Below are 20,807 nucleotides of genomic sequence, written 5' to 3'. Positions count from 1 at the left end.
ACGGTGCTCTGGGATGATGCGGGCATGCTTCGGCCTGGCCTTCCCACGGATCCGTCTTCGCCATTGCGCCGCCGGCTGCTGCGCGCGGCGTTGCTGGCGCCGCTGGCCGGTACGCTCGCCACCCTGCCCGGCTGCTCGCTGCCGGTGCGCGTCGATGGCACCTTCCTGCAACCGTGGCGCAGCCATCTGCAATGGGGCCTGGCCGACTGGCAACGCTCGTTGAAGCTGGCCCATGCGCTGGGGTGCCGGCAGCTGGTGCTGCAATGGACCGGCATCGTCGGTGGCAGCGATGGCGACTGGTCACTGCCCGACGGCAGCCTGCTGCAGCTGTTCACTGCGGCCCGCGAGAATGACCTCCGCATCCGCGTCGGCCTGCCCTTCCAGCAACGATGGTGGCAGGCCATCGGCGCCGACGACGCCACGCTGCAGGCGTTCCTGGCCGACAGCCTGGCGCACGCGCGCAGCTGGTTGGCACAGGCGCCGTGGGCGCAGCAGCCGGCCTTCGGCGGGTGGTACCTGCCCTACGAACTGGAGCAGTTCCACTGGGCCAGTCCGGCCCGCCAGCAATGGTTGGCGCAGTGGCTGCGCGGGCTGGTGCAGGCCGCCAGCGCGCGCGGCGGTGACTGTGCGATCTCCTGCTACTTCAGCCGCCTGCAGTCCGATGGCAACCTGGTCACGCTATGGCAGGCGGTACTGGCCCAGGCCACGCTGCGGCCGATGGTGCAGGACGGGGTGGGTGTGGCCGGCGCCGGCAACGTGCAGCAGCTGCAACCCCTGCTCGACCATTTCCAGGCACAGGACATCGGTTTCGATGCGATCGTCGAACTGTTCCGCGAACTGCCCGGCGGCCCGGCCGACGGTAGCGGGTTCAAGGGCGAAACCGCAGATGCCGCACGCATCCAGCGGCAGCTGGCGTGGGCACGCGGCAGTGGCGCACAGCACGTGCTGGTCTATGCGCTGGAGCCCTGGCTGACCCAGGACACGCCGCAGGCGGCGGCGCTGCGGCGACGCTGGGGGCTGGCTCAGTAGTACAGGATGGCGGTGGCGAACAGGCCCTTGGCGCGCTGCGTATCTCCGCCGCCGATCGCGAAGCGGTACTGCACGGTCAGGTCGAGGTAGGAACGCGGGGTGTTGTAGTGGTCCTCGCGGAACCAGTAGCGCACGCCCACGCCCGGTCCTGCGCCGAGTGACCAGCTGCGCTGCGTATCGTTGAGCGCGAACGACTGCGCCGGGAACAGCGGGTAACGGATGTCGCGCACCCGCGAGCGCTGGTCCAGCCAGTCCGCCCCCACCACCACATACGGCGTGACCACCCAGTGGGTCTGCCCGGCACCAAAGCGGAAGCTGCGGCCGGCGCGCAGTTCAGCGGCCGCGAACCACTGCTCGCGATGCAACCGCCCGTGGGCATCGCCGATCCGCCGCACCGGCGTGCCGTTGGCATCCAGTGCATCGAGGGTGAAATGCGCGCTGTTGTCGTCCCAGGTGTAACCGCCCTGCGCGTAGCCGCTGACCATCCACCACTGGTTGACGTCGGTGCGCAGGTCGGTGCCGTGGTAATAGCCGTAGGTCAGGTAGGACATCCAGCCGCCAGAACCGCTGGCCAGGCGGTAGCGGGCCAGCGTGCTGGCTTCCAGTGGCGGGTTCCGGGCCAGCTGCAGGCGGCACTGCACGGCCGCCGATGCCGGATAGACATCACCCGAACGGGTGGCACTGCCGAGGAACTGGCGACGCTCGATGCCGGCGCTCAGGCCGGTCTGGCCGAAGGCGTAGCGCAGGCCGAACGAGGCGATGGTGGACGGCCAGCCGGTGGTGGAACGCGAGCGGCTGAGCCGTTCGGCGCGTGCGCGTGCATCGGGCGTCGATTCGCCGGTGCACGGGTCCACCGCGCGGATCGATTCATAGGTGCCGCCCTGGTCGTACAGCGTGTTGAGCAGGCGCGCGTAGAGTTCCAGCGTGCCATGGGCATCGTTGAAGGCCGGCGGTCGCCAGAACGCCTCGAGCGTGCTGAACACCGAATCGCCCGGCGTGCTGATCGCGGCGCCGCCGACATTGGTCGCCGCCTGGCGCGCACCGCGGAAACCCGCCGAGGCGATCACGCCCCACTCGCGCGAGTAACTGGCGATGGCACTGCGCACGTTGTAGCGCTGGCGCTCATCCAGCGGCAGCTCGCCGGCATCGGCACGATCAATGGCCGTCCGCAGCAGCGTCACCGCCTGCGGGTGATCGCCGCTGGCCGCGCTGGCGTAGGCCTGGTCAAGCACCACGCTCTTCGGTGCCCTGCCGGTGGCCTCGGCGGCACGGAAGTCGGCCAGTGCGCGCGCCGGTTCGTGGGCCTTCTGGTTGAGGTAGCCGCGCTGCATCAGCAGCCCGGCATCATCAGGGCGTTGCGCCAGTGCCGCGTCCAGGCGCAGCCGTGCTTCGTCCTGCTGGCTGCGGTTGCCTGCCGCCAGCGTGGTGGTCAGCAGCCCCTGCAGGCTCGCGTCCTCCGGTGCGAGCTGCACGGCCTGCCGCGCCTCGCCGATGGCCTCGGCGTAGTCCTGCCGCGCGTAGGCCGCATACGCGCGCTGTGCGGCACCACCGTCGCCCTGCAGGTCGACCGGCATCAGCGTGCAGGCATCACCGGTGTCAGCAGGCGGGCAGTGCTGGAACGGCGCCGGATACGCCTGCGCACTCAAACCCGCAGGTGCACGACTGGACCGGATCGCCTTGGCGCGCTGTTCGATGCCCTGCTGCAGAAGCTGCTGCGCGCGTGCGTCGCCCGCATCCGTGGGCGACGCCGCCTGCAGTGGCGCCAGCAGTGCAGCCGCACGTGTGCGGTCCCCAGCGGCCAGGGCCGCATCCACGGCCAGCAGGCGCACGTTGCGCTGCTGCATGGTTGACCCCGGCGCGGCGAGCGCGGCGTCGAAGTCTTCATTGGCCAGCAGGGTCTTGCCCTGGCGCTGGCGCAGATAACCGCGCATCACCCGGGCATTGAGATCCCCGCCGTCGGCCTGCAGTGCCTGGTCGGCGCTGCGCTCGGCGTCGGCCAGCTGCCCCTGCTGCAGCTGCGCGGTGATCAACAGCCACCGGTACGAAGCAACATCCGGCGCCAGTTCGACGGCAGCACGTGCCTGCGCAACGGCCGCGGCATCATCCTGCGTGGACAGCGACCGATACGCCTGCTGGGCCTGCAGCAGCGCGCGCTGGCGGGCCAGCGCCACGCGCCGGGCGCGCAGTTCCTCGACGTTCGGTGCGCCCAGCTGCAGCGCCGTGCCGATGGCCGCGTCGGCCAGTTCGGCCTGTTGCTGCGCTTCCAGCGCCGCCACCCACAGCATCGCCCAGGCGCCCTGCTTCGGCTGCTGGCGGAAGGCCTGCTCGGCCTTGCTGGCCGCTTCCCCCATGCGCCCGGCGTCATAGGCGGCATAGGCCTCGGTGGCCAGCGTGTAGGCCTGCTGCCTGGCGCGGTCTGCGCCGCTGCCGGCCGCACGCGGTGGGGAGGATGCGCGCGTGCCCCTGGCATCCGGGGGCGTGCTGCGTGCAGCGGTGGCAGCGGCCAACGCCGGCAAGGCCGGATCCTTCAACCCCGCATCCAGTGCACGGCGCGCCTGCTGCTGCGCCTCCGCCGGCCGGCCCAGTTTCTGCAGCGCGTAGATCTGCAGCAGGCGCAGCCGCACCACGTCCGGGCGCAGCCGGATCGCTTCGGTGGACTGCTGGTAAGCCGCTTGATAGTCGCCGCGCTCGTAAGCGGCGAAGGCCTGCTCGGCGACGCGGTATGCAGCGCCGGACAGCGGCAGGGCCGCATCGGCCTGTGCCAGTACCGGCGTGGCGGCGGTGGCCAGTGCCACGGCAATGACGGTGGACAGCAGCGTGGTCTTCATGCCGGCAAGGCTCCGGGAGGCGGCGACTGCAGCACGGCCGCACGCCGGCGCTGCTCCTGCATGGCCTGGGCGACGGCGTCCTCGGTGGTGACGCCCTGCTTGACCAGGTAATCGCCGATGCGGCCATCGCGCTGCGGCTTGTAGGCATCCAGTGCGATCTCGAAGCGCGCGTGGTCGATCAGGCGCATCTCCACCAGCAGGTCCCCGAGCAGCGGCACGTTGTCCAGCTGCCAGTCCCGGTCACTGCCGATCAGGCGCAGCCCTGCGTTGATCTCGCTCTCGCGGGCGATGCTCTGTTCGATGTGGTCGCTGCGGGTTTCCTGCTTGAGCAGCGCCAGTGCCTCCTCGGGCAGCGGGCTGGCCACGGCCAGACGCAGGGTCCCCGGCTGCCGCGGCGGCAATGGCAGCATGCGCCATTGCACGCAGGCGTCGGCGCTGACCGGGAACGGGCCGGCCCGCAGGTAATCCACGTCGATCACCGCACGTGGCAGGTCGCCCTGGAAGGCAATCGCCTCGGCCAGGGTCTCATCATCCAGCCACCCCTGGGTGAGCAGGATGCGCCCCAGCGGCTGCTGCCGGCCGTCCTGCTGCTGCTCCAGTGCCTGCTGCAGGCGCTCCGGCTCCACCGCCTGCCAGGTGGTCAACAGTTCGCCGAGCTGCTTGCGCGTCTGCACCAGCTGCGCCGCATCCGGGAAGTCGTGCATGGTCTTGTCCCAGACCATGCGCTTGCCGAACAGCAGGTAGGCCAGGAACACCTTCCACGCGCGGGCGGTGGCCATGAAGTTGATCATGTTGCCGACCACCATCCGCGGGATCGACATCAGGGCATGCTCCCAGCCGTACAGCCGGTTGACGAAGTAGAAGCGCTGCACGACGCGGGTGGCCAGCGCTGCGGTGGTCAGCAGCGCCACCGTCATCTGCCAGGTGCCGGCCTGGAACACGCTGGGAAACTGCATCGTCCAGACCCCGGTCATCTTCAACAGCCAGAACAGCAGCAGCTGCAGGAAGATGAGGTAGGCAATGATGCTGACAAACGAGGTGATGATGCCCTTGCGGTCGCGCGCCAGCAGGTACTTGGTGGCCAGCGAGCCTCGCCAGCCCAGCGACTCCCAGCTCTGCAGGCCGATGCCCAGCACCCAGCGCGCCTTCTGCCGGTAGGAGGCGCGGAAATTGTCGGGGAAGTATTCGCGCACGCACAGGGCCATCTGCTGGGTGCGCTCGCGCACCGGCCCCCAGCCGAACCATGAGGGGCGGCGCACGCGGAACTGCACCGGGAAGCGGGCGAAGATCGACTGCATGCCCATGGCTGCCAGCCGCGCACCCACGTCGTAATCCTCGGTGAGGCTGTCGGTGTTGAAGGGCTGGTTGTCGGTCTGCGCACTCAGGGCCAGCAACGCGCGCCGCGAGAAGCAGGTACCGACGCCGGCCGACGGCACCATGCCCGAAACGCTCTCGCGCACCACCAGGTCCTTGGCGTGCCATTCGGCGAACTCGTCCATGTAGACCCCGGCCACCAGTTCGTACCACTCGCGGTCCAGCGAGGTCACCGGCAACTGGATCATGTCCTTGCGTGGCAGCAGGTAGTTGTAGAACCGCAGCTCCATCGGGTGCAGCACGTCCTCGCTGTCGTGCAGGATCACCCCGGCGAACTCGATGTCGTGGCGCTTCTCGTAATCGAAGATCGCCAGGATCAGCCAGTTCAGGCAGTCGGCCTTGCTGGTCGGCCCGTCGTGCGGTACTTCCACGCGGCGCAGGCGCTTGTAGCGGCGACGCATGCGCTCGACCTCATCGATGGTCTGCTGGTCGTTGGGATAGGTGCCGACGAACACGACGTACTCGCGGTAATCGAGCACGTTGATCATGTTCTCCACCATCTGCGCGATGACGTCGTACTCCATCCACGCCGGCACCATGATCGCCAGCGGCTGCTGCGGGCGCTGCAGCAGGTCGTCCTGGGTCAGCGGCCGATATGCGTCGCGGCGCTTGATGGTCAATGCCCGCCAGCTCTCGCGCACCCAGTACCAGACGTCGATGAACAGGTCATCGAGGCTGGAGATCAGGATCAGCACGGCCACCGCCGCCGCCGTGGTTTCCAGGGCGGCGTAGTAGTTGGCCAGCTGGATGTTCCAGAACAGACCGTCCACGGTGGATCAGTGCCCTGCGTTGGCGGACTTGCGGCGGCGCACCTGGGTGACGCGGGCGGCCAGCAGCGCGAACACGATCACGCCGACCAGCAGCAGCAACCAGACCATGTGCCGTTCCCACTTCGATTGCGGGTTGCCGTCCTGCGCGACACGCGTGCCATAGGGATCCTGGCGGTCGAATTCGCGCACGGCGTCACTGCCGTCGAGCACGGCCAGGTCGCCCTTCAGCAGCCGGAACGGTGCGCCGAACGACGGTGCCTGTGCGCCCAGGTCGCTGTACAGCACGCCCAGCTGGCCGCCGGAGGTGCCCACCTGCACCACGGCGGCGCGATCCAGGCCGCTGACATCCAGCAACGGCTGCGACGTGCCACCGACCCGCAGGTGGCCGTCCTTCAGGCCGGCCACATCAACCCCGGCCGGCGCCACGGCGAAGGCCAGCCACGGCGCACCCGGGCTGACGGCGGCACCGGCGTCGACCACCTTCAGTTCCGACGCTTCCGGCGAGGCGCCCACTGCACTGGCCACGGCGATGACCTTGCCCAGCGAGGCCGGCGCGTCCTGCAGCCACGCGCCGGGCACGAACACCTGGTTACCGCGCGACAGCTGGCTGCTGGCACCGACGAAATCATTGCCCAGCGATCGCTTGGCCAGGGTCAGATGGCTGCTGGGCAGGATCGAGACCGGATAGCCCGTGGCCGGATCGTGGCAGTAGGGACGCGCCGGCTGGCGCAGGAAGCTGACGCGGATCTCGTTGCGTGCCGACAGCGCGTAGGCCGGCACCTTGGCCACCAGGCGTTGCGGCTGGCCGTTGGCCGACAGCACCTTGCCGCCCAGCAGGTAATCGTTGAGGTAGATCGTGGCGACCGCGCCCTGCCCGGCCGCGTTGGGGGCCGCCGAGACATCGATCACCACCTGCTCGGGCAGGCGGCCATCGGCCGACAGTGCGCCGAGGTCGAAGCTGGCGCTGCGGTCGGCGCGGGTCACCACATCCATGGTGCCGGCGATGTTGCCGAGCCGGCTCAGCAGCACCTGGTCGCCGTCCAGTTTGGGCGTGCCCGCTGCGCTGACCTGCAGGCTGCGGCCCAGTGCATAGCTGCGCCACTGCTCGGCGAGCAGCCCGGCGACCTTGCCCGCCGCCGCCGGATCGACCACCAGCGTCGGACGCCCGGCAACGGCCACCACGCCGACCGAGGCAGTGGCTGCGGGCTTTTCCAGGCCCGCCATGCCACCCGCGCGCCACGCGGCGAACGCGCTGCCTGCATCCGCACCGGCTGCGCCGACCTGCGCGCCCAGCGCATCCAGCGCCGCGCGCACGCCGGCGCGCAGTGCATCGCTGCCGATCATCACATCGGCAGCCAACGGCCCGCTGTCGCGCAATGTCAGCAGCGCGCCTACTTCGGCCAGATCCCTGATCGCATGCGCGCGCTCACCCGTGGCCAGCGCGGCGTAGGCCGGCACGCCCTGCAGGCTGGCCGGGATGCTGATACCGGCCAGGTCGACGCTGTCACCGATCGTGGGCAGGGCCACCACCTGCACCTGCTTGCCGCCGGCCTGCAACGCGGTACCGATGCGCCAGGCCGCATCGTAGGCCGGTGCCTGCAGCGCCTTGCCATCCACCAGCAGGCGCACCCGCGGTGGCAGCGCCCCCCAGGCCTTGGCCACGGTATCCACGGCGCGGCCGTCGAAGCGGTAGCTGAAACGCGAGTCCGGCGACAGCCGCAGCACGTTGGCCGGCGCGCTCTGGTCGGCGCACTGGTAATCGGACACGATCGACCACCAGCCGATGCCGACGCGCACGAAGCCGCTCTGGCGGGGTTCGCCGTCGATGGCCAGCAACTGGCTGGCATCGCCCTGCGCATCGGTGATCGAACGCGCCGCGATCGGGTCGCCATCGACCGACCACAACCCCGAGGTGCGCCCGGCGTGGCCGCGTACATAGCGCCCATCCAGCTGCAGCTGCGCGTCACGGGTGGCGACTCCGGCCGGCACCGGCAGGTAGACCTCGCGCTGGCTTTCCTGCCCGCTCAGCACCAGTGGCTGGCGGAAACCGAGTTCGCGCAGGGTCATCTGCCGGTTCACCGTGCTGTCGCTGCTCCATTCGGTGAACTGGCCGGCGACGGTGTCAGCGGCATGGGCAGTACCGACCACGCCCGACAGGACGAACGCAGCGGCGGAGGCAAACAGGGGGGAGCGGCCGGTCGGGGTCATGGCGTCACTTCATGCGGAAGGGGCTGGGCGGCACCGCCACTGCGGAGACCGGGCGTGAACTCGGGAAGGGGCATGCCGCGCAGCGCGGCGACGATGCGCGCGCTGGCGCGGCCATCACCGTAGGGACTGGCATCGGGGTCGAAGCGGGTCGGCTGCGGTGGCTGGGCCAGTGCCGCATTGACGCCCGCGACGATGCGCGAGGGCGTGGTGCCGACCAGCGTCACCACACCGGCCTCGACCGCCTCGGGGCGCTCGGTGACGTCGCGCATCACCAGCACCGGCTTGGCCAGGGCCGGCGCTTCCTCCTGCACGCCACCGGAGTCGGTGAGGATGACGTCGGCGCGCTGCATCAGGCGCACGAAGCGCAGGTAATCCTGCGGCGGCACCAGGTGCACGTTGTCGAGCGTGCCGAGGTGGGCATTGACCGGTCCCTGCACGTTCGGATTGAGGTGCACCGGGTACAGCACCTGCAGGTCCGGCCGCCGGGCCAGTTCGGCCAGCGCACGGCAGATGTCCTCGAAGCCCTGGCCGAAGCTCTCGCGGCGATGGCCGGTGACCAGCAGCAGGCGGCGCCCGGGGTCGAGCATGTGGAAGGGTTCGTCGGCCCGGGCACGCAGTGCCGGATCAGCATCCAGGCGCTGCACGGTCTGCTGCAGGGCATCGATGACGGTGTTGCCGGTGACCAGGACCTGCCCACCCAGGTGTTCACGGGCCAGGTTGGCACGCGAGCCCGGGGTGGGCGCATACAGCTGCTGGGCGACCACATCGATCACCCGCCGGTTCATCTCCTCCGGCCAGGGCCGGTGGATGTCGCCGGTGCGCAGGCCGGCCTCGACATGGCCGATCGGGATGCGGTGGTGGAACGCGGCCAGGGCGGCGGTCATCGCCGTGGTGGTATCGCCGTGCACCAGCACGTAGTCGGGGCGGACCTGCGTGTAGAGCGCATCGAGCCGCTCGAGCAGCCGGGCGCACAGGCCATTGAGGGTCTGGTTGGGCACCATGACGTCGAGGTCATGGTCGGCGGTGATCTCGAACAGCGACATCACCTGGTCGAGCATCGCGCGGTGCTGGCCGGTGATGCAGACCACCGATTCGATGTCCGCGGCCTGGGCCAGGGCGCGCACCAGCGGCCCCATCTTGATTGCTTCCGGTCGGGTGCCGAACACCGACAGGACCTTCACCGGGGTGCTCCGGAAGGACGGTGCTGGAGAATGCCAGGAGCTGTAGCCACGTCTGGATCCTTTCGGCGTTACCGTCCAATGCCCGCAGGCAGGAGACGGTCACCTCATGAGGAAACTCCAAAATCGCGACGTACATCACATTCGATTGATGGTACGTGCGTCGTGGCACTGATCTTCATCGTTGGAAGATCAAGACGCAGTCAACGCCGCCCGTGAGCCGGGCGACGTTGCGGTGGAACGCAGCAAGGGCAGCCGCCGGGGCGGCCTTACTCGTACTGGATGGTGAACGTGGCCTGGCCGTTTGCGACACCAGCACCGACCGTGCCAGCCTGGGTCTGCACGTAGCGCGCGCGCAGCGGCAGCGCCATGACGCTGGTCCCCGGCGCCGTGGTGCCGACGTTGATGGTCTGGCCGAAGCGCACTTCGCGCTCGGTGGTGCCATCGCGCTGGACCATCTGGATGCCGATGCGGGTCGCGCTGTTGGCAGCCGCGCTGAGCTTCAGCACGCCCGGCATGTTCGAGCTGTCCTGGTCGGCATCGAGGCGGATGCCGATCTTGCTCTGGTAGGCGGCGACATTGCTGCCCTGGCAGTTCAGCCGGATCTCGAAATCGCGGTCGACGGCCCTGGAACCGACACCGGTGAAGGTGGTGTTGGGCACGCTGCCGAAGTCGACGGCGATGTTGCGGCTGCCGGCCTGCACTTCGCAGGTCGGGCTGACCACGGTGGTGCCCGAGCCCTTGAAGGTGGAGGTCAGCACCGGGCGACCGGCGCCATCACCGTCGAAGTAATACGTGGTGAAGCGACCGTTCGGTGCGATCACGCCCGAGCCGGTCTGTGCCGCTGTCTTGATCAGCTGGATGCGGAACGTGCCTCCCACCAGCGAGATGGTGCTGTTGCTGGCGAAGTTGATGGTGTGCGGATAGTAGGTCTGGATCGCGCCGGAGTCGCGGTACAGGCGGATGCCCACGCCCGCCACATCGGTTTCATAGACGTTCGAGAACCCGGCCACCGGACGCTTCTGCGCGGCATTGACGTACTCACCGATCGAACGCCCGCCGGACCAGTCGCAGCGCGCCACGCTGTTCTGCTGGTTGATCGGCTCGCTGATCTCCTTGATCACGCCGCCGACCGGCGTGCTGGGCAGGATCACGATCTGCCCCATGTCCATGGTTACGTCCTGGGCCACGAACCAGCTGTTCTGGATGCGGCACGATGCACTGGCCTGCTGCGCCAGCAGCACGCCCCCCATCACGGTCAAGGCGGCCAGCAGCGTGCGGCCACGGGAAGAGATCATCGGCATGCTGCCTCCAGCGGGATGAAGCCGGTCTTGGACGCATCGGCGCCCGCCGGAACCTGGTAATCGATGGTGCAGCGCTGCTCGGCACCGGCGCCCCACTCCACCAGCAGGCGGCCCTGGTTCTTTTCACTGCGCACGTACAGGCGACCGCCCTGGCTGACCATGCCCACCGGCTGGCCCTGCTCGTCCTTGACCTGCGCACCGAACGGCATGCTGCGGCCATCCGGGTTGCGTACCTGGATCAGCAGCGCGTTGCCCTTGCGGGTATCGAAGCGCAGGTAGCTGATGGCGCCGGCAAACGGTGCGATCGACTGGCTGGTGCTTTCCAGTTCGACGTCGTGGGCCATGCCCTGCGGGTCGAGGGTGACGGTGTTGAGGCGGTACGGCGACACGTACGGCACCACCGCATAGCCGCGGCCATCGACGCGCAGGCCCGGGGCATTGCTGACGATCGCATCGCGCGCGCCCGGTGCTTCGACCAGCACCATGGTGTCGCCCCGCTGCGGGGTGAAGGTGAAGCCACCCGGATGCACGACCACGCTGCCGTTGGCACCGACCGACGCCTGGCGGAAATCACGCGAGTGGCTGTAGGTGGCGTTCAACGCGGAGTAGCGGCTGCGGTACTCGGCATTGCCGACCGCGGTGGTGCCACCCTCGCGGGAATCGGACAGGGCCACGCCGTAGCTGAAGTTGTTGTCGACGCCGGCCGAACCGGTGATGCCGACGCGGCTGTTGTCGTAGCCACCACGATCGCGCATGCCCAGATCGGCGCTGAACGACACCGGGTGGGTACCCCGGCCCAGCGGCACGCTCATCGACAGCAGGTACTGGGTATCGGAACGGCCGAGCACGCCCTCTTCGGTGCGCAGCGCCGAGAAGCCGTAGTTCACCGAACGCCAGGCGTTGTTGTAGCCCACCTGGTACTGCTTGGAGGTGCCGGAACGGTCGTAGAAGTCACGCACCGAACCGGTCACGTACAGCGCACCACCACGGCGGCCGAGCGGCTGGTTCAGGGTGACCTGGAACTGGCTGCGCTGGCGGCCACGGGTGGTCGGATCGATGCCGCGCGCGTCCGAATCACGGCCATACAGGGCGTCCTGCAGGCTGTAGAAGCCTTCGGTCGAGTACCGGTAGGCGGCCAGGGTCAGGTTGGTGCCGGTCTCGCCGATCATGTTGCTGTAGCTCAGCCGCACGCTGGCGCCGGTGTGGCTGCCGTAGTGGTCGAACGAGGTACGCGCATGGGTGACGTCGGCAGCGAACGCGCCGACCCGGGTCGACAGGCCGACACCGTACAGCAGCGACAGGTAGCCATCGCTCAGCGCGCTGCCGCCGTACAGGGTCAGCTGGTTGCCGATGCCGCGCTGGTAGGTGCCCTGCACCAGCCACGGCTCGTCGGCCAGCAGCTTGTTGCGCACCTGGCCGGCGGTCAGCGAGTAGCGCGACACGCCCTCACGCAGCATCTGCGGCACCGAGCCGAACGGCACCTTGAATTCGCGGCGGCGGCCATCGGCCTCGATCACGCTCACTTCCAGGTCGCCGCCGTAGCCGGTCGGGTACAGGTCGTCGATGACGAAGCTGCCCGGCGAGACGGTGGAGGAGTAGATCAGCTGCTGGTTCTGGCGCACTTCGATGCGCGCATTGGTCTCGGCGATGCCGCGCACCACCGGCGCGTAGCCGCGCAGCGAATCGGGCAGCATGCGGTCGTCGCTGGCCAGGCTGGCACCGCGGTAGCCGATCGAGTCGAACAGCTCGCCCGTGGTGTAGGCCTCACCGATGGTGAGCATGCCGCGCACCTGCGGGATGCCGCGCTGTGCGTAGGTGGCGATGCTCTGCCAATGGCGGCCGTCACCCTCGGACCAGGTCAGGTTGGAATCGTGGCGGAACTGCCAGCCGCCCAGGTTCAGGCCGGCATTGAGGCCGAGATAGGCACTGCGGTTGCGCTGGCCACCTTCGACGCGGCTGTTGCTGTCGATGGCATTGAAGCTGTAGCCGACGAAGCCGGCATTGATGCCGCGGTCCCACAGCGCCGGGTTGACGTAGCCGCGCGCCTCACGGCGCAGGAACACCTGCGGAATGCTGAGGTCGTAGCGCAGGTTGCCGCTGTCATAGACACCGTAGGCGTTGGCCATGCGCTGCTGCACCGGCACGCAGCTGGTGGTGTCGGTCGGCAGCGTCGGGTCCTGCTGCAGCAGCACGGCCTCGCTGTCCACGCCCATTTCTTCCAGCATCGGCAGCGGCAGGCACGCGTCCACGCGCCCCTGTGCATCGGCCTTGAACTGAAGGTCGCGGCGGCCCTGCCAGGCGCCGTTGACGTAGACATCGACGCGGTAATTGCCGGCCACCATCGGGTTGCCGTTGCTGAAGGCGGCCAGGTCGACCTGCTTGGCCTGGCCGGACAGGAAGCTGGAATTGAACTGGGCCGATTCCGGTGCACGCGCAGTGGCCGCACCGCTCTGCGCCATCAGCGCCTGTTCGCCGAGATTGGCCGGTGCCGCCAACGCCCATCCTGGGCAGGCCGCGCCAACAACCAACAGGCAAAGCGCCTGATGGATCGACAATGTCAATCTGTTTCCGATCACACTGACATTCCTTCAATTCGCCGCACGGCGGCGGTGGCGGGATGCGCAGGCCCATGGCCGGCGCGGCGCGTTCAGCCCCCGGTGCTGTCGAGGCGGACGGTGTGCTCGACCCGGCCGCCGTAATCATTGATGGTGATGAAGCGCACCTGCTGCGTGCCCGCCGGTGCGGCGAACTCCAGGCTCTGCTTCGGCGCGACCATCGCGCCCTTGTCCTCGACCGCCTTTTCACTGCTGCCGGTCACGGCATGGACTTCGGCCAGGGTGACGTGGAAGGGGCTCGGGTTGTCCACCCGCAGGCGGTCGCCGGCGCGGGTCCAGCGCAGCGCTGCCGGTGCGTCGTTGGCGACGCCCTTCAGCCCCTGCGGACGGTAGAAAAGCTTCAGTCGCGAACGGAACGCGACCTGCAGGTAATTCTGGTCGCCGCTGTCGGCGTTGTCCGGCGACGGCGGTACGTCCAGCACGTTGAGCCAGAACACGGTCTCGCGATCGGTCGGCAGCTGCGCGCCGGAGAAGATCAGGCGCAGCGCCTGGCTGCGGCCCGGTTCGACGCGCGCGATCGGCGGCGTCAGCACGAACGGGGCATCACTGGTGTCGGCGGTCTGGTTGGCGTCGCCACTGTCGATCCAGGCCTGGACCAGTGCGGGCGAGTCGCCCACGTTGTCCACCTGCACGGTGACTTCGCGCGCCTGCGCCGGGTAGATCACCCGCGTGCCATTGACCACCACGCCGGCCAGTGCGTTCTGGCAGAAGGGCAGCGTGAACGCTGCCAGCAGCAGCGCCCGGGGAAAGAGTGCTTTCATCGGAAGTACTACGCTCGAGGGGTGTGGCCAGGGGCCGCGGAACACCGGCCGGCGCGAACGCCGGCCAGTGCGGGCACGACTGCGATCAGTTGTAGATGATCGTGTACTTGACGCTGCTGGTGACGTCGCCCGGGGTGGCGGCGGCAGTGGCGTAGTACTCAGCGTAGTAGTTCAGGTCGGCCGAGCCGTCGGTGCCGACGGTGACCCACTGCGAGTTGGTCTGGGCCAGGCCAGCGCCAGCAGCCTTGATCGGCAGGAACTGGTTGTTCGAGCCCAGCAGCTGCAGCTGCACGTTGGTGGCGGCGTTGGCCGACGCCTGGTTGACCAGACGGCCGCTGTTGAAGTCAACGGTCGAACCCGGCTCGAAGTAGGTGGCGACGTTGCCGGCGCTGCACTTGGTCAGGTTGATGGCGAACGGGGTACGGCCCGCAACGGCACCGGCGGTGGCCAGGGTGTTCTTGGACACGGTCGGCAGGGTCACGGCGAAGTCCTTGCCGCCCGGGGTCGAGATGGTGCAGGTCTTGTCGGTCACCTTGCCATTGAAGGTGATGGTGCCGTCGGCGGCGTTGGCGGCCAGCGGAGCGGCGGCCAGCATCAGAGCGGCAATGAGGTTGATCTTGTGCATTCGCTTTTACCTAACCCTACTGAAGAGATGAGAAGTAGAGGAGGAAGCAAGGAGCACTGCCGGGCTAACAAGACCCATCCTTGCGTCTCACCTGTGGCCGGACTCGGACGTACCTCTCCCTGAATCCGTGACGCAAGTATATGCGCAACTGTGATGAAAGTCTCACTATTTTTCTGAACGACGATTTATTGACGCTCCAAATGTGACGTGATAGGCGAAATCGCGTCCCTGGGCGCGCGGGAGAATTGACGCAGCCATGGGCGGGGCACAAGCGACCGTAAATGACGCAATGGCTGACGCGTTCGGCATGCGCGAAAACAGGCTTTTTTCAGGCGGAAATCGCTTTGTTTGATGCGCATCACTCTTTCTTGGTGATGGCCCTAGCAGATTCGGAATCGTCCTATTAAAGGCTGATCGAACCTGTCGCTAACTAGGACACACCGAACCAGAGAACGTGTCATGAGGAACTCCATTCTGCTGTGCGTGGCCCTGATGTCCGTCAGTGCGCTGGCCCAGGCCAGCAGTGGCAGCATCCGTTTCAGCGGCCGCATCGCCGAGCCGGGCTGCACGACGAACCTGTCCCAGGGTGAGCTGAGCCTGGCCGCGTGCCCGCCATCGGCCAAGGGCTCGACGGTGGCCGTGACGGCGCTGGCCGATGGCCAGGCCGCGACGCTGCGCGATGGCAAGCGCCAGGGCCAGAAGCTGTCGGTGTCGGCCAGCGCGATGCGCGCCGGCGATATCGCCTTCTCCGAACGTTACAGCGTGCAGGCCGCCAAGCAGCAGCCGCTGCAGGGCGCCTACCTGGTGGTGGTCGACTACCTGTAAGCGCCGTTGAGGGCCGGCGGCGTTACGCCGGCTGAGGCAGCTCGAAGACCTGGCGCAGGTAGGCCAGGTAACCCGGGTCGTCGCACATGCTCTTGCCCGGCGAATCGCTGAGCTTGGCCACCGGCTGGCCATTGCAGCGGACCATCTTGATGACGATGTTGAGCGGCGTCGGCCCCAGATCATTGGTCAGGTGCGTGCCGACGCCGAACGCGACCTGGCAGCGCCCGCGGAAGTAATCGTACAGGCGCATCACCTTGGCAATGTCCAGCCCGTCGCTGAACACCAGCACCTTGCTGCGCGGATCAACCCGGCGCTGCTGGAAGTGCGCCAGCATGCGGTCGCCCCAGTCGAACGGATCGCCGGAGTCGTGGCGCACGCCGTCGAACAGCTTGCAGAAATACATGTCGAAATCGCGCAGGAACGCGTCCAGGCCCACCACGTCGGACAGCGCGATGCCGAGGTCGCCACGGTATTCGCGCGCCCACGATTCCAGCGCCGCCACCTGCGAATCCCGCAGGCGCGGGCCCAGTGCCTGGAATGCCTGCAGGTACTCGTGCGCCATGGTGCCGTGCGGGGTCATGCCGTACAGGCGGGCGAAGTGCACGTTGCTGGTGCCGACCAGCTGCGGGCCGAGGGCGTCGCGCAGCAGCGGCAGCAGGCGGGCATGCCAGTCACGCGAGTAGCGGCGGCGGCTGCCATAGTCGGCAATGCGGCACTGCTCGAAGCCGGGGGTATCGCGCAGCAGCGCGGCCTTGGCCTGCAGGCGGCGCTCACCTTCGGCGAAGTCGGCCGTGGTGGTGTTGCGGAACCACACTTCGTTGATGATCGCCAGCAGCGGCACTTCGAACAGGATGGTGTGCAGCCACGGGCCGGTGATGTCCAGCTCGATCTCGCCAGGCACGGCCGTCGACGCGCGCAGCTGGATGTACTTGCGGTCCAGATGGAACAGGCCGAGGAAATCGGCGAAGTCCGGCTTCACGAAGCGCAGGCCGCGCATGTAGTCCAGTTCCGCGTCGCTGAAACGCAGGCTGCACAGGTGGTCGATTTCTTCGTCGATCTGGTCGATGTAACGGGCCAGGTCGATGCCGGGGGTGCGGCACTTGAACCGGTACTGCACCTGGGCGCCGGGGTGCTGGTGGAGCACCGCCTGCATCATGGTGAACTTGTACAGATCGGTGTCGAGCAGGGACTGGATGATAGGCATGGGGCGGATTATGCGCCCGGCGGAGTGAACCGTGGGCGCGCCCGCCTTCCGTAGGGCCGAGCCACGCTCGGCTGGAGCGTTGCCTGAGCCGCGCGTGGGCCCGGTGCTACAGCGACCTGCGCAGCAGGCGCGGCACCAGCATCAGCGCGTGTGCCCAGATCGCGGCCCACACCGCAGCCCGCACCGGCAGCGAACGCTGCCCGGCTTCGAACTTCTGGAAATAGCGCCACAGCCCCCTGTGCTTGTGCCACTCCACGAAGAACGGCCGCGAGCGGCTGGAGACACCGCGCACATGGGTAACCTGCAGATCATTGGCGACGGCCACCACCGCACCGGCCTGGCGCGCGCGCCGGCACAGGTCCAGGTCCTCGGCATGCAGCCGGTAGCCCGCGTCCCAGCCGCCGATACGGTCGAACAGCGCGCGCGGCATCATCAACAGCGCGCCGGACAGTGCCGGCACCCGCTGCAGTGCCTGGTGCGGGTCGCGCGCCACCGCCAGCTTCGAGCCCTTGCCGGGCGAGCGCAGCATCATCAGGAAATCCGGATCGCGGCGACGCACCGCCTCGTCGGCATGACCCTGCTCGTCCACCTGTTCGACGCCCAGCAGGCAGTCACCCAGCGCTTCGGCCCGGCGGCGCAGCTCGGCCAGCGTGCCCGGCTCGACCATCAGGTCCGGGTTGATGAAGGCCAGCCACGGGCTGTGCGAGTCGGCCACGCCCTGGTTGTTGGCGGCGGCGAAGCCGGGATTGTCCGGGTTGCCGACGAAGCGTACGCGCGCATCGTGGCTGGCATGGCGCTGCACGATGTCCAGGGTGCCGTCCAGCGAACCATTGTCGATCACCCGGATCTCGGCCACCTCCTCTGCCTGGCGCAGCCGCGAGAGGCAGGCATCGATGGTGCTGCCACTCTGGTAGGTGACGACGATGGCGGCAATGGCTGCATTCAAACGGGGAACTCCTACGCGGACGGAACGAACAGGTCGCCCTGTTCCCGCGGCATTATCGCCTGCCGCATGCGCTGCTGCAGGTCGGCACGCAGCCCGTGCAGCGGATCATGCATCAGGAAGTCGGCCAGGCGCGGCACCCAGGCCGGCCAGCGCGCCGCCAGCGCTTCCAGATCACCGTCGCGGCTGACCGCCTCCCCTGCCCGGGTGACGAAGGCGGTCTCGCACAACACATTGCGCCACCCCAGGCCAGCCATGCGCAGGCTGAGATCGACCAGCGCGGCATTCCAGCCCGCATAGCTCTCCACGTCCAGGCCACCGGCACGACGGCGCGCGTTGCCGCGCACCAGCACCGCATGGGTGACTGCAGAAGGCAGTTCCGGATGCAGCGTCGGCAGCGCGGCGCAGGTCTGCGCGAGCACCGCGGGGTCATGGGGTTCGGGATTGATCTCGCCCAGCCGTGGCCAGGCCGCAGTCTCGCCGGCGTTGCACCAGGGCGTCGCGGTGGCAATGGAGGCATCGCGGGCGAAGGCGTCCTGCAGCTGCTGCAGCCATCCCGGCGCGGGCACGCTGTCCGGTGCGAGCACGGCCACGTCCAGGCCATCGCAGGCGCGCAGCATTTCGTCCAGATGGGCAACTTCGCCCAGTGGCCGCGCGCGCCGGGTGTATTCGGCCTGCAACGGCGTATGTGCCAACCAGTGTTCGACCACAGCCTGCGCACGCGGCCCGGTCTGCGCGTCATCGGCCAGCCAGACCGCGGTGCCCGGCGCCGTGCCGGCATCCAGCGCGGCCAAGCAGCGGTCGAGCGCGGCATCGTCCACGCACAGCGGCAACAACACGATCGCCCCCATCCCGCCTCCGTGGTTGTCGGTGGCCACAGCGTAGCACCGGGCGGGTATCGGCCGGGTTGCACCCGCCGCCCGGCCGTAACCTCCTTATTTCTTCGCGCGCGGCGCGTTCAGCGGCTCCATCGCACGGAAGCGCTTGCTGTACTCGTCGGTCAGGTTGCGCGACTCCTGGTTGTTGCGGACGATGGTCGGCGTCAGCAGCACGATCACCTCCGAACGACGGCTGGTGCGCGTCTTCTGCCCGAACAGCGCACCGACCACCGGAATCCTGCTCAGGCCCGGAATGCCGCTGCTGCCATCGGTGGCCGAGTCGGTGATCAGGCCCGCCAGCATGATGGTGTCGCCACTCTGCACCGCTGCTTCGGTGGACAGCTTCTTGGTCGAGATGCGCGGGTTGCAGTTGCGCTCGGTGGGGTTGCAGCTGTCGGGCACGTCCGAGGCGCTGCTGACTTCCTGCACGATGTCCAGGAACACGGTGCCGTCGCGGGTCACGCGCGGGCGCACCTTGAGGATCACACCGGTGTCGATGTACTGCACCGAGCTGTAGGTGCTGGTGCCCACGCCGGTGTTCACCGTGGTGGTGTTGATCGGCACCTTGTCGCCCACGTTGAGCGTGGCCTCGGCGTTGTTGCGCACGAACACCGACGGCGTCTGCAGCAGGCGCAGGTCGGTCACCTTGTCCAGCGCACTGACCACCGCGGCCGCGTTGTGGCCGGTGAAGGCCCAGCCGACGCCGTCGTTGCCGGTGACGCCGCCGGCGAAGGTGTTCCACGAGCCACCTGCAGCCGGCGGCAGGGTCAGGCCCGCCAGGGCTCCGGTGAGCGCGCGACCGGCCACGGCATTGTCGAAGAACCAGTTCACGCCGTACTTCAGGTCGCCGGTCAGCGCGACTTCGGCCACCTGCGCCTCGATGTGCACCTGCAGCGGCATCACGTCCAGCTTCTCGATCACCTCGCGGATCGAGCGCCAGGCCTGCGGGCTGGACCGCACCAGCAGGGTGTTGGTTTCTTCCACCGCCGATACGCCGACGCGGTCGCCTTCCACTTCCAGGCTGACGCTGACGTTGCCGGGCTGGCGCTGCGGCAGGTTCAGGCTGCCATTGCCGCTGCCGCCGCTGCCACTGGTACCGCCCAGCGTCGAGCCCAGGGTGCTGCTTGTGGTATCCATGCCACGATCGCCGTCACTGCCCAGCTGCGACGGGATCGCCCCCGGCGCGAGCGAGGCCGGGCTGGAACCGCCCCGGTTGCCACTGCTGGCAAAGGCCTCGCTGAGGCGCTCGGCCAGGTCGCGCGCCTTGATGTAACGCAGTTCGTAGGAGAACAGGCGGGCACTGCCGCCGGCGGTGTCGATGCGGTCCAGCCACTGCTGGATCTGGTCCAGGTAGCGCACCTGCGGGGTGATCACCAGCACGGCGTTGGCGTTCTCCAGCGGCAGGAAGCGGAACATGCCGGCGCTGGGCGTCTTGCTCTCCTCGCCGAACACTTTCTCCAGGTCGGCAGCGACCTGCTCGGCCTTGCCCGACTGGATCGGGAACACGCCCACCGACATGCCCGACAGCCAGTCGACATCGAAGATCTCGACGGTGCGCAGGTAATTTTCCAGCTCGGCGCGGGTACCGCCGAGGGTGATCACGTTGCGCCCGCTGTCGACGTTGACGATGGCGTTGGGGCGCGCATACGGCTCCAGCACCTTCTTCATCTCGGTGGCGGAAATGAACTGCAGCGGGACCACGCGGACCTCGAAGCCGCGCGCGCTGGCGGCCGGCGCGGTGCTCGGTGCCACCGTGCCGGCCAGGGCCTGGTCGGCGGCGACGATGTTGTAGCGCCCGCCGCTGTAGACCATGCGCGCGTTGTTCCAGCCCAGCACCATCTCCAGCAGGTTCAGCGCCTGCGCCGGCGAGACCGGCTTGGGCGTGGCCAGGGTGACCGTGCCCTGCACGCCCGGTGCGATCACGTAGTTCTGGCCCAGCATGTCGCCGAGGATGGCCTTGACCACCGCATGCAGCGATTCGCCTTCGAAGTTGAAGGTGGCCTCGCCGGTGCTGGCGCCATGCAGCGCCGGCGCCGGCGCGCGCGCGGCCTCACGGTTGATCATCGTGCCGGTGCCACGGCGGATCACCGCCTGCGGCGCGCCCTGGCTCTCGCGGGCGGCATCGGCGACGCCATCGGCCGCCTGGCCGGCGCCGGCGCTGGGCGACAGGTTGCCGTTGCGCTGCACGTGCGGCGCGGACACCGTACTGCAGCCGACCAGCAGCGCGAGGGCAAAGGACCAGGGAAGAAAACGCAGGTTCATGCA

At 68.6% G+C, this 20,807-nt stretch carries 14 protein-coding genes; 2 read left to right on the top strand and 12 right to left on the bottom strand.

Features of this window, described 5'->3' with window-relative positions; all coding sequences use genetic code 11:
• The first annotated feature begins 63 nt into the window (after window positions 1-63).
• Entirely contained in the window at window positions 64-1,029 is a 966-nt protein-coding gene (locus tag LRM18_RS14915; RefSeq protein ID WP_270954907.1) for a DUF4434 domain-containing protein, read from the top strand.
• Here LRM18_RS14915 and LRM18_RS14910 read toward each other — a convergent pair.
• From LRM18_RS14910 to LRM18_RS14875, 8 genes are all read right to left on the bottom strand, one after another.
• Window positions 1,023-3,857 carry a hypothetical protein gene (locus tag LRM18_RS14910; protein WP_270954906.1) on the bottom strand — a complete coding sequence of 945 codons (2,835 nt, stop codon included), beginning with the start codon at window positions 3,855-3,857 and terminating at the stop codon, window positions 1,023-1,025. The genes LRM18_RS14915 and LRM18_RS14910 overlap by 7 nt on opposite strands.
• A complete protein-coding gene (locus tag LRM18_RS14905) occupies window positions 3,854-6,001 on the bottom strand; it encodes a glycosyl transferase family protein (protein ID WP_049468298.1) in 2,148 nt (715 codons plus the stop codon). The genes LRM18_RS14910 and LRM18_RS14905 overlap by 4 nt, the downstream gene beginning before the upstream one ends.
• A gap of 6 nt (window positions 6,002-6,007) precedes the next feature.
• Window positions 6,008-8,209 carry a hypothetical protein gene (locus tag LRM18_RS14900; protein ID WP_270954905.1) on the bottom strand — a complete coding sequence of 734 codons (2,202 nt, stop codon included), beginning with the start codon at window positions 8,207-8,209 and terminating at the stop codon, window positions 6,008-6,010.
• Window positions 8,206-9,390, bottom strand: a complete 1,185-nt coding sequence (gene wecB / locus LRM18_RS14895; RefSeq protein WP_064237632.1) for a UDP-N-acetylglucosamine 2-epimerase (non-hydrolyzing) — start codon at window positions 9,388-9,390, stop codon at window positions 8,206-8,208. Before wecB ends, LRM18_RS14900 begins: the two co-directional genes overlap by 4 nt.
• 266 nt (window positions 9,391-9,656) lie before the next feature.
• The gene (locus LRM18_RS14890; RefSeq protein WP_057493413.1) at window positions 9,657-10,691 is read right to left on the bottom strand and encodes a fimbrial protein; all 1,035 of its coding nucleotides are present in this window, start codon (window positions 10,689-10,691) and stop codon (window positions 9,657-9,659) included.
• Window positions 10,682-13,246 carry a fimbria/pilus outer membrane usher protein gene (locus tag LRM18_RS14885; RefSeq protein ID WP_053462136.1) on the bottom strand — a complete coding sequence of 855 codons (2,565 nt, stop codon included), beginning with the start codon at window positions 13,244-13,246 and terminating at the stop codon, window positions 10,682-10,684. Before LRM18_RS14885 ends, LRM18_RS14890 begins: the two co-directional genes overlap by 10 nt.
• Before the next feature lie 92 nt (window positions 13,247-13,338).
• Window positions 13,339-14,067 carry a molecular chaperone gene (locus tag LRM18_RS14880; protein WP_049468303.1) on the bottom strand — a complete coding sequence of 243 codons (729 nt, stop codon included), beginning with the start codon at window positions 14,065-14,067 and terminating at the stop codon, window positions 13,339-13,341.
• An 85-nt stretch (window positions 14,068-14,152) separates the two neighbouring features.
• Window positions 14,153-14,692: a fimbrial protein gene (locus LRM18_RS14875; RefSeq protein WP_005415238.1), complete on the bottom strand. Its 540-nt coding sequence runs from the start codon at window positions 14,690-14,692 to the stop codon at window positions 14,153-14,155.
• A gap of 459 nt (window positions 14,693-15,151) precedes the next feature.
• Between LRM18_RS14875 and LRM18_RS14870 the strand changes: the two genes are divergently transcribed.
• The gene (locus LRM18_RS14870; protein WP_049468305.1) at window positions 15,152-15,517 is read left to right on the top strand and encodes a hypothetical protein; all 366 of its coding nucleotides are present in this window, start codon (window positions 15,152-15,154) and stop codon (window positions 15,515-15,517) included.
• Between the two features lie 22 nt (window positions 15,518-15,539).
• Here LRM18_RS14870 and pncB read toward each other — a convergent pair whose 3' ends face one another.
• From pncB to gspD, 4 genes are all read right to left on the bottom strand, one after another.
• The gene (gene pncB, locus LRM18_RS14865) at window positions 15,540-16,721 is read right to left on the bottom strand and encodes a nicotinate phosphoribosyltransferase (RefSeq protein ID WP_053462135.1); all 1,182 of its coding nucleotides are present in this window, start codon (window positions 16,719-16,721) and stop codon (window positions 15,540-15,542) included.
• 106 nt (window positions 16,722-16,827) lie between these two features.
• The gene (locus tag LRM18_RS14860) at window positions 16,828-17,667 is read right to left on the bottom strand and encodes a glycosyltransferase family 2 protein (RefSeq protein WP_270954904.1); all 840 of its coding nucleotides are present in this window, start codon (window positions 17,665-17,667) and stop codon (window positions 16,828-16,830) included.
• An 11-nt stretch (window positions 17,668-17,678) separates the two neighbouring features.
• Window positions 17,679-18,515: a glycosyltransferase gene (locus LRM18_RS14855; RefSeq protein ID WP_270954903.1), complete on the bottom strand. Its 837-nt coding sequence runs from the start codon at window positions 18,513-18,515 to the stop codon at window positions 17,679-17,681.
• A gap of 84 nt (window positions 18,516-18,599) precedes the next feature.
• Window positions 18,600-20,804, bottom strand: a complete 2,205-nt coding sequence (gene gspD, locus LRM18_RS14850) for a type II secretion system secretin GspD (RefSeq protein WP_164688270.1) — start codon at window positions 20,802-20,804, stop codon at window positions 18,600-18,602.
• Between the last annotated feature and the right edge of the window lie 3 nt (window positions 20,805-20,807).

It is taken from the genome of Stenotrophomonas sp. PI_27, assembly GCF_027854495.1.
Taxonomy (GTDB): Bacteria; Pseudomonadota; Gammaproteobacteria; order Xanthomonadales; family Xanthomonadaceae; genus Stenotrophomonas; species Stenotrophomonas pavanii.
Note: the sequence above shows the minus strand (reverse complement) of the source record. Positions and strands in the feature narration are given on the sequence as shown.